The sequence below is a fragment of the Sharpea porci genome, from assembly GCF_009695655.1.
GTDB lineage: Bacteria > Bacillota_I > Bacilli_A > Erysipelotrichales > Coprobacillaceae > Sharpea > Sharpea porci.
Genome location: NZ_VUNM01000022.1, coordinates 1 through 14,110, shown reverse-complemented (window position 1 = coordinate 14,110; position 14,110 = coordinate 1). Strand labels below are relative to the sequence as shown.

Annotated in this window: 12 protein-coding genes, 1 pseudogene, 1 riboswitch and 1 other annotated feature; of the genes and pseudogenes, 6 read left to right on the top strand and 7 right to left on the bottom strand. The window is 37.2% G+C overall.

What is annotated here, in order from left to right:
* Positions 1-10 precede the first annotated feature (10 nt).
* The 3 genes from atpD (at position 11) to FYJ79_RS09000 (ending at position 2,266) form a co-directional block, all read left to right on the top strand.
* On the top strand, positions 11-1,414 hold the full coding sequence (gene atpD / locus FYJ79_RS09010; protein WP_033161927.1) for a F0F1 ATP synthase subunit beta: 1,404 nt from the start codon (positions 11-13) through the stop codon (positions 1,412-1,414).
* On the top strand, positions 1,407-1,811 hold the full coding sequence (gene atpC / locus FYJ79_RS09005) for an ATP synthase F1 subunit epsilon (protein WP_154517146.1): 405 nt from the start codon (positions 1,407-1,409) through the stop codon (positions 1,809-1,811). Before atpD ends, atpC begins: the two co-directional genes overlap by 8 nt.
* 68 nt (positions 1,812-1,879) lie before the next feature.
* Positions 1,880-2,266 carry a hypothetical protein gene (locus tag FYJ79_RS09000; protein WP_154517143.1) on the top strand — a complete coding sequence of 129 codons (387 nt, stop codon included), beginning with the start codon at positions 1,880-1,882 and terminating at the stop codon, positions 2,264-2,266.
* An 11-nt stretch (positions 2,267-2,277) separates the two neighbouring features.
* On the opposite strand, the gene FYJ79_RS08995 is transcribed toward FYJ79_RS09000, so the two are convergent.
* The 7 genes from FYJ79_RS08995 to FYJ79_RS08970 all read right to left on the bottom strand — a co-directional run bounded on the left by FYJ79_RS08995 (position 2,278) and on the right by FYJ79_RS08970 (position 7,870).
* Positions 2,278-4,188 (bottom strand): EAL domain-containing protein, encoded by a 1,911-nt coding sequence (locus FYJ79_RS08995; protein ID WP_154517140.1) that lies wholly within the window; start codon positions 4,186-4,188, stop codon positions 2,278-2,280.
* 71 nt (positions 4,189-4,259) lie between these two features.
* On the bottom strand, positions 4,260-5,045 hold the full coding sequence (locus tag FYJ79_RS08990; RefSeq protein ID WP_154517137.1) for an Mrp/NBP35 family ATP-binding protein: 786 nt from the start codon (positions 5,043-5,045) through the stop codon (positions 4,260-4,262).
* A gap of 53 nt (positions 5,046-5,098) precedes the next feature.
* Complete coding sequence (locus tag FYJ79_RS08985; RefSeq protein ID WP_154517134.1) at positions 5,099-6,469, bottom strand: aldehyde dehydrogenase; 1,371 nt, start codon at positions 6,467-6,469, stop codon at positions 5,099-5,101.
* Between the two features lie 155 nt (positions 6,470-6,624).
* Entirely contained in the window at positions 6,625-7,107 is a 483-nt protein-coding gene (locus FYJ79_RS08980; RefSeq protein WP_195837060.1) for an SLC5/6 family protein, read from the bottom strand.
* Between the two features lie 31 nt (positions 7,108-7,138).
* Positions 7,139-7,369, bottom strand: a complete 231-nt coding sequence (locus FYJ79_RS08975) for a thiamine phosphate synthase (RefSeq protein ID WP_229771440.1) — start codon at positions 7,367-7,369, stop codon at positions 7,139-7,141.
* Positions 7,347-7,529 carry a hydroxyethylthiazole kinase gene (locus FYJ79_RS12620; protein ID WP_229771439.1) on the bottom strand — a complete coding sequence of 61 codons (183 nt, stop codon included), beginning with the start codon at positions 7,527-7,529 and terminating at the stop codon, positions 7,347-7,349. Before FYJ79_RS12620 ends, FYJ79_RS08975 begins: the two co-directional genes overlap by 23 nt.
* The gene (locus tag FYJ79_RS08970) at positions 7,526-7,870 is read right to left on the bottom strand and encodes a hydroxyethylthiazole kinase (RefSeq protein ID WP_229771438.1); all 345 of its coding nucleotides are present in this window, start codon (positions 7,868-7,870) and stop codon (positions 7,526-7,528) included. Before FYJ79_RS08970 ends, FYJ79_RS12620 begins: the two co-directional genes overlap by 4 nt.
* Before the next feature lie 61 nt (positions 7,871-7,931).
* Positions 7,932-8,034: riboswitch (TPP riboswitch) on the bottom strand.
* A 93-nt stretch (positions 8,035-8,127) separates the two neighbouring features.
* Positions 8,128-8,317 (top strand) — a binding site (T-box leader).
* On the opposite strand from FYJ79_RS08970, the pseudogene metG reads away from it, so the two are divergent.
* The 3 genes and pseudogenes from metG to FYJ79_RS08955 all read left to right on the top strand — a co-directional run.
* Positions 8,280-10,277: pseudogene (gene metG / locus FYJ79_RS08965) on the top strand (methionine--tRNA ligase); the annotation flags it as partial. It overlaps the preceding feature by 38 nt.
* Before the next feature lie 118 nt (positions 10,278-10,395).
* Positions 10,396-11,535, top strand: coding sequence for an anaerobic ribonucleoside-triphosphate reductase activating protein (locus FYJ79_RS08960; RefSeq protein ID WP_154517125.1), 1,140 nt, complete (start codon positions 10,396-10,398; stop codon positions 11,533-11,535).
* A 10-nt stretch (positions 11,536-11,545) separates the two neighbouring features.
* Positions 11,546-13,915: a ribonucleoside triphosphate reductase gene (locus tag FYJ79_RS08955; protein ID WP_154517122.1), complete on the top strand. Its 2,370-nt coding sequence runs from the start codon at positions 11,546-11,548 to the stop codon at positions 13,913-13,915.
* Positions 13,916-14,110 lie beyond the last annotated feature (195 nt).

The following is a 14,110-nucleotide window of genomic DNA, read 5'->3' as shown; positions in this document are numbered from 1 at the left end:
GAGGTGCCATATGTCTAAAAATATTGGTAAAGTCATTGCGGCTCGTGGACCAGTAGTTGATATTCAGTTTGATGCTGATCGTGATCTTCCAGATATCAACAATGCCATTAAATTGGATAACCATGGTGAAGAGCTCGTAGTCGAAGTAGCCCAGCATATTGGTGATGACGTTGTACGTTGTGTTGCCATGGGTTCTACAGATGGCTTAACAAGAGGATTGGATGCCCTAGATACAGGTGCACCAATCAGTGTCCCAGTAGGAAGGGGTACATTGGGCAGAATGTTCAATGTATTAGGACATGCTATTGATGGTAAAGAAGAATTAACTGAAGCTGAACATATGCCTATTCATAGACCAGCTCCAAGTTATGCAGAACAAAGAACAGAAACAGAAATTCTTGAAACAGGTATTAAGGTTGTTGACTTAATCTGTCCATTCATTAAGGGTGGTAAGATTGGTTTGTTCGGTGGTGCCGGTGTTGGTAAAACTGTCCTCATTCAGGAATTTATCAACAATATCGCAACTGAACATGGTGGTTTATCAGTATTCTCTGGGGTTGGTGAAAGATCTCGTGAGGGTAATGACTTGTATTATGAAATGAAGGAAAGTGGTGTCTTGGATAAGACAACGCTTGTCTTTGGTCAGATGAATGAACCACCTGGATCAAGACTAAGAGTAGCTTTAACAGGCTTAACTATGGCAGAATATTTCCGTGATCAGGAAGGTCAAGATGTCTTACTATTCATCGACAATATCTTCCGTTTCACTCAGGCTGGTTCTGAAGTATCTGCCTTACTTGGCCGTGTTCCTTCACAGGCTGGTTATCAGCCAACATTGTCAACAGAAATGGGACAATTACAGGAAAGAATTACATCTACAAAGAAAGGTTCAATTACTTCCGTTCAGGCCGTTTATGTGCCTGCCGATGACTTAACTGACCCTGCTCCAGCAACGACATTCGCCCATCTAGATGCCCGTGTCGTTCTTGATCGTAGTATTGCTGCACTTGGTATCTACCCTGCCGTAGATCCATTGAACTCTTCTTCAAGAGGATTGGATCCAAATGTTGTAGGTAAGGAACATTATGAAGTAGCTCATGGTGTTCAGCAGATCTTACAGCGTTTCCAGGAATTACAGGATATCATTGCTATCTTAGGTATGGATGAATTAAGTGATGAAGATAAGAAGACAGTTGCTCGTGCAAGAAGAATTCGTAACTTCCTCTCACAGCCATTCTCAGTTGCCTCACAGTTCACAGGCTTGGATGGTAAATATGTTCATGTAGAAGATACAGTAAAAGGCTTCAAAGAGATTCTAGAAGGCAAATGGGATAGCTTGCCAGAACAGGCATTCCACAATGTAGGTACAATCGAAGAAGCTGTGCAGAAAGCAGAAACTTTAAAGAATGAGTAAGATGCGTTTGCATATTGTTACTCCACATGGGACCTACAAGGATACTGATGTCGATTATCTAGGTATTTCGACGACAGGTGGTGACCTAGGTATTCTTCCTCATCATATTCCTCTTGCTACTGGGGTGACAATTTCCGAGATGCATTATGAGGTTGATGGCAAGACATATCGCTTTGCGATTGCTGGTGGCTTCATGTATGTGGATGCGGATAATACTGTAACTGTTATAGGTAATGCTGTTGAATCGCCTGAAGAGATTGACTTGAGACGTGCTGAAGAAGCCAAACAGCGTGCTGAAAGCAGATTAAAGAAAAGAGATCAGAACATTGATACAAAAAGAGCAGAAATCGCATTAAAGAAAGCTCTTATTCGTATTGCTGTTAAGAATGGTCAATAAAGTGAAAGCTGTAACGTTTGTTACAGTTTTCTTTTACTTTAAGGTATAATAATGCTAGAGGTGATAAAATGTATACACTGGATGATTATTTAGAAGCAGAACAGTCTTTTACGATGGAAGAAGCGAATAAGATGCACCGTGAACTTATTGATAGCTTGATGGATGGTGTGGAGTATGAAATGTATGATGCTATTATTAAGGCAAGTGTTCATTATATGGCTATTCGTACAAGATGGAATATCTACAAAGAAGAACGTGATAATGATCAACGTACAATAGCCCATAATGCGGTTATTGAGGCTTTTGATAATTTAGCGGATTATCAGGAAGCACATAATCGTGAAGCAGACTGGCGTGATGCGATTGGTTATGAGGCTAATGGAAAGTATTATCGAAAGCGTATTGGTGATTTTGGGCTTTATTTGGCTTTTCTTGTTGGTTTAGAAGCACGTTAAAAGGAACTTGTTTAATGCAAGTTCCTTTTTAGGTAGTCGATGAATTCGTTAGCTGTTAGTGGTTTAGAGAAGTAATAGCCCTGTATCATTTTTGCACCAGCTTGTTGAACACGCTCAAGTTGTTCTGTTGTTTCTACGCCTTCTTGAATAATGGACATGTCTGTCTGGGAGATGGATTTGATGAGGTTAACGAGTATTGTCTCTTGCTCTTTATTGCCATCTGATTCCCAAAGAAGACTTTTATCAATTTTTATATTCTTATAATAACCACTAAATACTCTTGTCAAATTAGAATAACCTGTACCAAAATCATCAAGAGAGAATTTAAAACCAAGATTCTTTAAATCATTCATCTTTTCTTGCATCTCACTATTATCCATATTTTCAGTTTCCGTAATCTCCATATTAAGATACTTCACATCAATATGATATTTATTGAGAATGGATGAAAATGACTGTGTTAATTGTCCATAGGTTAATTGTGCTGGGGAAAGATTAAATTCAATATATTCTAGACCAAGAGCATCCATATCAATATGACTAATAAACTGACAAATGATTTCAAAGATCTGTTGTCCAATCGCAATAATCTTTCCTTGTTTTTCCGCCACTCTAATCACTTGTTCAGTATTTAAATAATGCCCTTGTTCATCTTTTAAACGCAATAGTGCTTCACCCGCAATCGCCCGTTTCTTTGTCAGATCAATAATGGGTTGAAAATAGACTTCAAAGCGATGTTCTTTAAGAGCGAGATCGATATAAGGTGCTAGTGTTGCTTCCTGGTAGACATTTTGAAGGATTTTATAATTGATATAGTGACAACCAAGATGTGTTGTTGAATAGGTGTTCTCTAAGATATATTGAATGGCTTCTAGGGATTTGATTTTATTAGGGAAACTTCCTGATCCAATGAGTGACTGGACAAGAATTTCATTGTGTTCAGTATAGAAAGGTTTATTCATTCGTTCTTGGATAAGACGGAGGATTTCGCTTACTCGATAAATTTTGTTGTGGAAGAGTATGATGACAAAGAGGCCATCATCATAGTAATAGCCAAGTTCATTATGAAGTAAGAGAGACTGAATGAAACTTGCGATATGCATAATGAGGCTTTGGTATTCTTCACGTGATAATAAGGTTTCGTAGTCCTTGATATTACTGATACGTAGAGAAAGAAGTTCAAAATGGGTATTAAGTTTTAGTAAGCTATTAATACGGTAGAGAAAAATTTTGTGATTAAATAAGCCAGTGTCCTGATCAATATCCATTTCCCTATTCTCAATAGAGAGCAGTAAACCAATACAGGCAATGGCTTCAGAAAGTAATTCGATACGAATGGATACAAATAATGCCTGTATGATTAAACCAATGATCGAAATGATGCTTGCATTCACCAATACATTGAAATTCTTCTTTAAAAAGAGATCTTTAGTTTTATACATGGTGATCATGATTGCTATGAAGTAGAATACTGTATCGGCATATATGAGATAAGCCAATGGCCCACGCATATAATTACCATCATGATCATACATAAAAAGAAGGTTACCAGGAGATATGATATTACAAATAATACATGACTCTAAGAGAATGAAAGGAAGGAAGAAGAGATAGTATTGTTTGCGAGTAAAAGAATAGCCTTTGCCACTCAGAGTAAAGATATAAGCGACAAATAATGGGGGAAGTGCAGAATGTATGAGAAAGTAGATATTATTGGTTGTATTGAGCCAAAAGGTGTTCTTGCTGGTGAGGGAAATATAGGAGGCGAGAAAATCCATGATGGCACTGATGAGAACAATAATTGTCCCCATCTTATAAATGCGATGATGTTGTGTATGATGTAAACGAATACCATCAAAGAAGAGACAAAAAAATGCAACGATAATAGAAGAAATCATAAAACCTAAATTCAGTGTTTGCAATGCCCTTCACCACCTTTTTGCATTATTGTCATTATAACGCTAAGTAACATAAAGAAAAAGATGTAGATAAACTACATCTTCAGGATCTTTTCAGATAAACCATCTAGTTCATCATGATTAAGTGCTTCAATCTTCCCTTCATCAACAAGTTTCGCAATTTCAGGATCAATTGGTAGTTTAGCAATTGTATCAATATCATACTTCTTTGCGAGTGCATCAATATGACTTTCACCAAAGATATGATGAATATGCCCACAGTCAGGACATTTAAAATAACTCATATTCTCAACAATACCAGTGATCGGCAAATGCATTTCATTGACCATCGTAACTGCTTTACCAACAATCATGCTGACTAAATCCTGTGGACTTGTAACAATGACAACACCATCGACAGGTAACGACTGGAAGACGGTTAATGGAACATCACCTGTTCCTGGAGGCATATCGACAAACATATAATCCACATCCTGCCAATAGACATCACTCCAGAACTGCCCAATCATATCCGCAAGCACAGGCCCACGCCAGATTACTGGTTTAGTTTCATCGTCAAGCAAGAGATTTAAACTCATCACCTGAATACCGCTCTTACTTCTTGAAGGAATGATCAACTGATCCTCAGTGGCATATGTCTGACCGTGTATATTGAAGGCTTGGGGAATGGATGGACCAGTGATATCAGCATCCATGATTGCGACATTATAGCCCTTTCTTGCCATGTTGACAGCAAGAGCACTTGTCACAAAGCTCTTCCCTACTCCTCCTTTACCACTCATGATAGCGATCACCTTTTTCACTTTGGCTTTTTTGTTTAAACGCTTCATGAAGGGATTAAATTCATTCTTATTCTCCATAAAAAAACTCCTTTCGCTCTCCTTATTATAAGGAGATTGAAAGGAGATGAAAACTATTTCACACTTCTTTTGATCATCTTTGTCTTTTTTTCATCAAAAGGATAGTAACGATATGGTGTATCAATACGTGTACCCTTATGCATGATGGCTTTCTTATGAGAGAATGTTTCGAGGCTATATTTGCCATGGTAGGCACCCATGCCACTTGCGCCAACACCACCAAAAGGTAAATTGTGGTTAGAGAGATGGTTAACAGTATCGTTGATACAGCCCCCACCAAAATGACATTCTCTTGTTACTCTTTCCTGTTCCTCTTTCATATTAGAGAAAAGATAAAGAGCGAGAGGTTTTGGTTTACTGTTGATATATTTGATCACTTCGTCAATTGTCTTATAAGTAATGACTGGCATGATCGGCCCAAAGATTTCTTCTTTCATCAACACATTATCAAAATCAGCTTCGACAAATGTAGGTTCAATCTTTAAGCTACGCTCATCAATACCACCACCTACAAGAATCTTTTGATTCTTTAATAAACCTTTGAGACGTTCATAATGTTTCTTATTGATAATCTTACCAAGGTTAACGGATTTTAATGGCTTGTTGCCATAGAATTCAGTGATATATTTCTTGATATTTTCCATGAATGCATCTTTTACACTTTCATGGACCAAGATATAATCAGGAGCTACACAAGTCTGTCCTGCATTGAGTCCTTTGCCATAAAGTATACGTTTAGCCGCAATATCTGTTGGAATCATATCTGTCACAATAGCTGGTGACTTGCCACCTAGTTCTAGTGTCACCGGTGTAAGGTTCTTAGCAGCTGCTTCATAGACTTTCTTGCCAACAGCTTCTGATCCTGTGAAGAAGATGTAATCGAAGTTTTGTTTTAATAGCTCATCAGCTACATCAGCCCCACCTTCGACAACAGCAACATGACCAGCATCAAAGACAGTATCAACCATTTGTTTAATCACAGCACTTGTTTCAAAGGCGAATTCACTTGGCTTTAGAATGACACAGTTACCAGCTGCAACAGCCCCTACAAGTGGTTCAACGGAAAGCAAGAATGGATAATTCCATGGTGCCATAATGAGCACATTGCCATAGGCTTCATTGATATAGTAGCTGCGTGAAAAGAATTCATGTAATGGTGTATGAACACGCTGTTTCTTCGTAAACTTCTTGATATGCTTCTTGGCATAGTCGATAGCGTCGAGTACTAAGCCAATTTCTGTCATATAACTTTCTGTAGGTGTTTTCCCTAAATCAGTTTTTAATGCATTTGTGATAAGATCATCATGATCTTTAATCCATATTTTCAGGTTATCCAGTGTGGAAATACGTAATTCAATATCATTGGTAATATGTGTACAATGATAACTTACTTGATTAGCGAATAAATCATTAATTTCTGACATATATTATCACTCCCTTCAATCATTCTACACTTTAATTAATAAATGAAAAGAAATAAATGGTTTGTTTCTAAAATGCCTAAATGATCTAAGGTTAGGATAATAGAGTTTTTTGAAATATTTATGAACGAAATACTATCTTTGAAGAGATTGTTTATTTATGATTTCTTGAAATGAAGCTTATAGCCAAGATATGTCAGGATGCCAGTAATCATTAAATCTACAAGTGTATAACCCAAGGTATATTCATAATGCATCAACAACCGATAACATATAAAGCCAATAAGCCATATTAGTAAATTCATCCATTGATAATCTTGATGTTCACTGTGATCATGAAAGACAAAGAAACTAACAATCATGACTGCTATCATTGGAGGAAAGATTGAACCAATGAAATAGAGGAAATTGGTAATATCATCCATTGGAAAGACAAGAGCACAAAGTGTTCCAATAAAAGTGACCAACAAACCAATAATAAGTCCATCAGCTTTAGAAATAATCGACTGAAATGAAATACCGGCAGAGAAGGCATCGAGGAAGGTGGTTGTAACGGTTGAAAGAATAATGATAATGAGTGCTGAAATGCCAAGACCAGCCTTCAGCATAATCTGGGCAATATCACTTTCACCCGTCATCATCGCTGCCATCATACTAATAAGAAACGTTCAGCTACTTATAGGTTATGGTACTGATGAGTGAGGCTTTAATGGGATCTTTGGCTTCCTGTAAGAAAGCATCATGACTTAAAGCCATATCCTCTTTTTCTCTTGACTGAATGAAGGTCGTTCCCCCTTTGATTGCTTCTTCAACTGCATCATGTAAAGAAAGACCATTAAGCCAATGATGATCTGTAACCCCATAGAGCATCAGAGATTCCTTAACGCCATTCATAACGTGCATTACCTTCCCCTTCATTTAAATGATGATAACCGATTTCACCAGCTAAGCCCATTACACAAATGGCTGTTGCAGCAGCTTCAAGCTTATTGTCATTATTAGCTGCAAGAAAGGCGGTCATGATGCCTGAAAGCATACATCCTGTGATAGTAATTTGACTCATTTCTTTTCGCCCGTTGTATATAATAAAGCAGCTGTTCTAGTACGCAAAGAAGAAGTACTAGCACCTATGGGATTAAGAAGCAAGGCGTGATGAAGTTCACTAGCCTTTTTACCAGCTATTTTCATAGCTTCTATAGTATGCTTGTTGAGCGTACCAATATTGATATTGAGGCCATTACAAATACTTGTGATTTCTGCGACTTCATCAACATCATCAGCCATAATTGGGCTTGCCCCAATGGCGAGTAAAGCTTTCGCAACATCATTTACCGTGACATAGTTTGTGATATTGTGAATAAGTGGTTTCTTCTTTCTGACATTCTCTAGACAATCTTTCAACATAAAATTTCTCCTACAAGAGCTCTCCTTATGAAAAAAAGCGCATCACCAAATAAGTGATACGCTAAAAAAACATGTGTTATCCCTACTTTGGCATTATCCAAATTAGGTCAAAGGTTTTTAGACATATGTCTATTCTCAGCAAGATAGCTCCCCTATCAATTGTCAACTCTATTTAATATCTTATTGGTATAGGTGTCAATGTGTCTTGAAATTGGTATTTCATTGACATGAGGGCATGAGTTTGTTAAAGTGAGAAGGTAAAAGCAAGGAACAGAAGAGAGTAAGTGGATCCTTTTAGAGAGTCTATGGCTGGTGAAAATAGATGGGAAAGCTTATGAAGATGAACTGGGAGCTGCTGCTTCTAACAGGAGTAGACGTTAACTCGCGTTAAGAGAATGAGAGTCCGCAAGGAAATAAAGGTGGTACCGCGAGCAATTCGTCCTTTTGTGAGGGCGTTTTTTTATATAAAAAAGGGGATGACAGAATGAAAGACAAAAAGAATTTTTATCTTACAACAGCCATCACATACACATCAGGTAAACCTCATATTGGTAATACCTACGAGATTGTCCTAAGTGATGCAATTGTAAGACATAAGAGACAAGAAGGCTATAACACATATTTCCAGACAGGTACTGATGAACATGGTATCAAGATTGAAAAGAAAGCGAAAGAAGCAGGTCTTGAACCAAAAGCTTATGTTGATAAGGTATCGGCTGAAGTTAAACGTATCTGGGATTTAATGGATACAAGCTATGATCATTTCATCAGAACAACGGATGAATATCATGTCAAACAAGTTCAGAAAGTTTTCAAGAAACTCTATGATCAGGGTGATATTTATCTTGATTATTATGAAGGTTATTATTGTGATGCTTGTGAATCTTTCTTTACTGAAAGCCAGTTAGTGGATGGCAAGTGTCCGGATTGTGGTGGTGAAGTGCATTTAGCGAAAGAAGAAGCATATTTCTTCAAGCTCTCTAAATACCAGGATCGTTTATTACAGTATTATAATGATCATCCTGAATTCATTGAACCTGAAAGTAGAAAGAATGAGATGATCAACAACTTCTTAAAACCAGGCTTACAGGATCTTTGTGTATCAAGAACATCATTTAAGTGGTCTATTCCTGTTGATTTTAATCCTAAGCATGTTGTTTATGTATGGATTGATGCGTTGATTAACTATATTACGGGAATTGGTTATGATGTTGATGGTCATAATGGTGAACTTTATAATGAATTCTGGCCTGCTGATGTTCATGTTATTGGTAAGGATATTGTGAGATTCCATACAATTTATTGGCCTATTCTTTTAATGGCTTTAGATTTACCTTTACCTAAACAGGTCTTTGGTCATCCATGGTTGTTGATGGGTGAAAGTAAGATGAGTAAGCATCTTGGTAATGTGATTTATGCGGATGACTTAGTAGAAATGTTTGGTGTGGATGCTGTAAGATATTATCTCTTGCATGAAATTCCATATGACAATGATGGTTCAATTACCTGGGATTTATTGATTGAACGTATAAATGGTGATCTTGCTAATATTTTGGGTAACCTTGTTAATCGTACGTTAGCTATGAGTAATAAGTATTTTGGCGGTATTGTGGAAGATCGTGGGGTTAGTGAACCTGTTGATGAAGAACTTAAACAGACTGCCTTAAATATGGTTCCTAAGTTCAATAAGCTGATGGATGAATATAAGCTTGCTAAGGCAATTGATGAAATCTTTGTCTTATTAAGACGTACAAATAAGTATATTGATGATACAACACCATGGGTACTTGCCAAGGATGAAAGCCAGAAAGACCGTCTTGCGACAGTTCTCTATAACTTGACAGAAGCTATTCGTTTTGCAGCTATTACATTAGAATCCATCATGCCTTCTACAAGCAAGAAAATCTTAGACATGATCAATACTGATCAAAGAGACTTACTCAAACTTGATACCTTTGGTCTCTATCAGTCAGGTACAAAAGTCACTGATCATCCAGAAGTGCTCTTTGCCCGTCTAGATCCAAAAGAAGTCATGGCTAAGGTGGAAAAACTTAATCCACCAAAACCTGTTGTAGAAAAGAAAAAGACTCCAGAGATTACAATTGATGACTTTGGAAAGATGGAATTGGTTGTTGGTGAGGTTGTGAAATGTGAAAAGCATCCTAACGCCGATAAACTACTTGTTTCACAAATTAATGTGGGTGAGGAGACAAAGCAGATTGTTTCAGGTATTGCCGATGCCTATAAGCCTGAAGACTTTGTAGGGACAAAGGTTATTGTTGTGAATAACTTAAAGCCTGCTAAGTTAAGAGGTGTGGAATCACAGGGTATGATTCTTGCGGGTGGAAAAGGCAAGAAGCTAAAAGTAGCTACGGCTGATTTACCTGTTGGTACAATTATTCATTAAGGATGAGATCTATCACTTTGGTGATAGGTCTTTTTTTGGTTGCATGAAAAAGATTGAAGGGAGTTAGTGTGAATGATAAACTTATATTAGTTGGAAGTCCAACTAATGGAGGCATCACATGGATAAAAGTACGGATTTGCTGGTGAACAATTCTATTCTTTATCGTTGTACACAAAAATATTATGATCAACAATTAGCACAATATGATGTTGGTTATGGTCAGGTAGTGTATTTGATCATGATTTATGAGCATGAAGGCATTACGATGAAAGAGTTAGCCAAGATGGGCTCTTTCGACAAGGGCACAATCACTAAAGCCATCAGCAAGCTTGAAAAGCTTCATTATGTGCGTTTAGAAGAGAATGAGAAGGATAAGCGTTCAAAACTTCTTTATACAACGGATCAAGCGAAAGAATTGATAACAAAAATCTACTTAGTGAGAAAAGAGTGGTGGGAACATCTTAATAGTGGATTAGATGTTGAAAGCAGTGAATTATTCGCTAAAGTGATGCAGGAAGTTGTAGACCGAGCACAGAGCTATATGGATATTGAAAGTGAAGCGGTGCATTTCTTTGGTTTACAGAAATTATCGTTGTTGGATTATCCTGGGAAAATGGCTTGTACACTTTTTACGGGTGGATGTAATATGAAATGCCCTTTTTGTCATAATTCGGAATTGGTTTTTTTACCTGAAAGTATGATGGAAATCAATCAGGATGATATTGATCAGTTTCTTGATAAGCGCAAAGGATTGCTTGAAGGAATATGTATTACTGGAGGTGAACCACTCATTCATCCAGGATTGAAAAATGCGATTAAAAAGATGAAAGCTAAGGGTTATAAAATCAAGCTGGATACCAATGGGACTTATCCTGGCTATTTGAAAGAACTTGTCGAGGAAGGGCTTGTGGACTATGTGGCTATGGATATCAAGAATGCGCCAGCTAAATATGCCCTAACAGCAGGTGTTGAACAGCTTAATCTTGAAGCTATTGAAGAGAGTATGCATTATCTTATGGAAAATCATATTCCTTATGAATTCCGTACTACAATCGTACAAGAATTTCATGAAAAAGAAGATATTGAAGCGATTGGACAATGGATTAAAGGAGCCCAGTCCTATTTTCTACAAAGCTTTGAAAATAACGAACATGTCATTGATAATAGATTACATGCGGTAAGAAAAGAAATATTAGAAGACTATAAAAATATCCTTTTACAATATGTTGATCATGTTGAAATAAGAGGAATTGAATAGGGGTGATTAGATGTATAAAGTTGTGAAGAGAGATGGCAGTGTGACTGACTTTGATATCAATAAGATATCTCGGGCAATTGAAAAAGCTTTTCAGTCATTAAGCAAACATACGCATCCTTCTGTTATTGATATGTTGGCATTAAGAGTGACAAGTGATTTTGAAAAGAAGATTAAGAATGACTTGATTGCAGTTGAAGATATTCAGGATTCAGTAGAAGCTGTGTTGTCACAATCAGGATATGGTGATGTAGCTAAAAGCTATATTCTTTATCGTAAACAAAGAGAAAAAGTCAGAAATATGAAATCAACAATTCTTGATTATAAAGATCTTGTCGATAGCTATGTCAAAGCAACTGATTGGCGGGTTAAAGAAAATTCAACAGTAACATATTCAGTTGGTGGGTTGATTCTTTCAAATAGTGGGGCTATTACAGCTAACTACTGGCTGAGTGAAATCTATGATGATGAGATTGCGAATGCCCATCGTTCCGGTGATTTTCATATTCATGATTTATCGATGTTGACAGGCTATTGTGCAGGCTGGTCACTTAAACAGCTTATTGTTGAAGGGCTAGGTGGGATACCTGGCAAAATCACGTCTAAGCCAGCTAAACATCTTGCGACATTATGTAATCAAATGGTGAATTTCTTGGGCATCATGCAGAATGAATGGGCTGGGGCACAGGCTTTTAGTTCTTTTGATACTTATTTAGCACCATTTGTGAAAACAGATCATTTAACTTATGATCAGGTCAAGAAATGTATTGAATCGTTCATATATGGTGTGAATACACCATCAAGATGGGGAACTCAAGCTCCTTTCTCCAATATTACATTGGATTGGGTTGTCCCAAATGATTTAGCTGAACTAAATGCTATTGTTGGTGGAAAAGAAATGGATTTTCGGTATAAAGATTGTCAGGCTGAAATGGACATGATCAATAAGGCCTTTATTGAAGTTATGGTTGAAGGAGATGCCAATGGTAGAGGCTTTCAGTACCCTATTCCAAACTACTCTATTACAAAAGACTTCGACTGGTCAGAAACAGAGAATAATAAATTGTTATTTGAGATGACAGCAAAGTATGGCACACCTTATTTCTCCAACTATATTAATAGCGATATGGAACCTAGTGATGTGCGCAGTATGTGTTGTCGTTTACGCTTAGATTTACGTGAATTAAGAAGGAAATCTGGTGGCTTCTTTGGGAGTGGTGAATCGACTGGATCTGTTGGTGTTGTGACAATTAATTTACCAAGAATTGCTTATCTGGCAGAAGATGAAGAGGATTTCTATAAACGTCTTGATCATATGATGGATTTAGCAGCACGTTCATTAAAAATCAAACGTGATGTTATTACAAAATTACTAGAAGAAGGACTTTATCCTTATACAAAGCGTTATCTTGGAAGTTTCAATAATCACTTTTCAACAATAGGGTTAGTTGGTATGAATGAAGCTGGATTGAACGCGAAATGGTTAAGAGCAGACTTAACACATAAGGAAACACAAGTCTTTGCCAAGAATGTTTTGAATCATATGCGAGAAAGATTAGTGCAGTATCAGGAGCGGTATGGTGATCTCTACAATCTTGAAGCAACACCAGCCGAATCAACAGCTTATCGTCTTGCGAAACATGATCAAGAGAAATATCCGGATATCATTACGGCAACAGAAAGTGACACACCATACTATACAAATTCATCACATTTACCAGTAGGTTATACGGATGATATTTTTGAAGCTTTAGATATCCAGGATGAACTTCAAACACTCTATACATCAGGAACGGTCTTCCATGCATTTCTAGGAGAAAAGTTGCCCGATTGGCGTGGAGCAATGATGCTTGTAAGAAAAATTGCGGAGAACTATCGCCTTCCTTACTACACAATATCTCCTACTTATTCTATTTGTGAAGAACATGGTTATCTTGCAGGAGAACAACCAGTGTGTCCTATATGTGGAAAACCTACAGAAGTATGGAGTCGTATTACCGGATATTATCGTCCTGTAAAGAACTGGAATGCTGGTAAAACACAGGAATGGCATGAAAGAAAAACATATGATATGGGGCATTCCGTTTTAAAAGGGAGAGACTTAAAAGTAGAAAAAGAAATAAAAGAAGAGCAAGTTATGCCACAAGTTAAGGAAAAGCTTTATCTCTTTACTACAAAAACATGTCCAAACTGTCGTATAGTGAAAAAGATGCTTGCTAAAGCAAATATTCCATATGAATGCATTGATGCTGAGGAAGAAGTGGAATTAACGCGTCGATTCTCAATTATGCAAGCACCAACACTTGTTGCAGTGACAGACAAACAGTATAGAAAATACACAAATGCATCAGATATCAAGAAGTATATCGAAACACTTAAATAGTTCCAGAATGCCCTGGAACTATTATTTTATATTTTTTTAATTTTATGCTTGCATTATGTAAATATGCATGGTACTATAGGCGAGCAGTCCCGAGAGGGACGCAAGCCGAACACTGATAACTGAACAGAAACACGTCAGATAAAACAAGAATTGACATTCGGAAGAATGAAAGCATAAGAGAGCTAGATGCTCTCC

What these genes read in the sequence shown, in the direction of transcription:
- FYJ79_RS08985 (WP_154517134.1), bottom strand. Translation starts at nt 6,469, where the DNA reads ATGTCAGAAATTAATGATTTATTCGCTAATCAAGTAAGTTATCATTGT.
- FYJ79_RS08970 (WP_229771438.1), bottom strand. Translation starts at nt 7,870, where the DNA reads ATGTTGAAAGATTGTCTAGAGAATGTCAGAAAGAAGAAACCACTTATT.
- atpD (WP_033161927.1), top strand. Translation starts at nt 11, where the DNA reads ATGTCTAAAAATATTGGTAAAGTCATTGCGGCTCGTGGACCAGTAGTT.
- FYJ79_RS08975 (WP_229771440.1), bottom strand. Translation starts at nt 7,369, where the DNA reads ATGCACGTTATGAATGGCGTTAAGGAATCTCTGATGCTCTATGGGGTT.
- FYJ79_RS08955 (WP_154517122.1), top strand. Translation starts at nt 11,546, where the DNA reads ATGTATAAAGTTGTGAAGAGAGATGGCAGTGTGACTGACTTTGATATC.
- FYJ79_RS08990 (WP_154517137.1), bottom strand. Translation starts at nt 5,045, where the DNA reads ATGGAGAATAAGAATGAATTTAATCCCTTCATGAAGCGTTTAAACAAA.
- atpC (WP_154517146.1), top strand. Translation starts at nt 1,407, where the DNA reads ATGAGTAAGATGCGTTTGCATATTGTTACTCCACATGGGACCTACAAG.
- FYJ79_RS08980 (WP_195837060.1), bottom strand. Translation starts at nt 7,107, where the DNA reads ATGATGACGGGTGAAAGTGATATTGCCCAGATTATGCTGAAGGCTGGT.
- FYJ79_RS08960 (WP_154517125.1), top strand. Translation starts at nt 10,396, where the DNA reads ATGGATAAAAGTACGGATTTGCTGGTGAACAATTCTATTCTTTATCGT.
- FYJ79_RS09000 (WP_154517143.1), top strand. Translation starts at nt 1,880, where the DNA reads ATGTATACACTGGATGATTATTTAGAAGCAGAACAGTCTTTTACGATG.
- FYJ79_RS12620 (WP_229771439.1), bottom strand. Translation starts at nt 7,529, where the DNA reads ATGAGTCAAATTACTATCACAGGATGTATGCTTTCAGGCATCATGACC.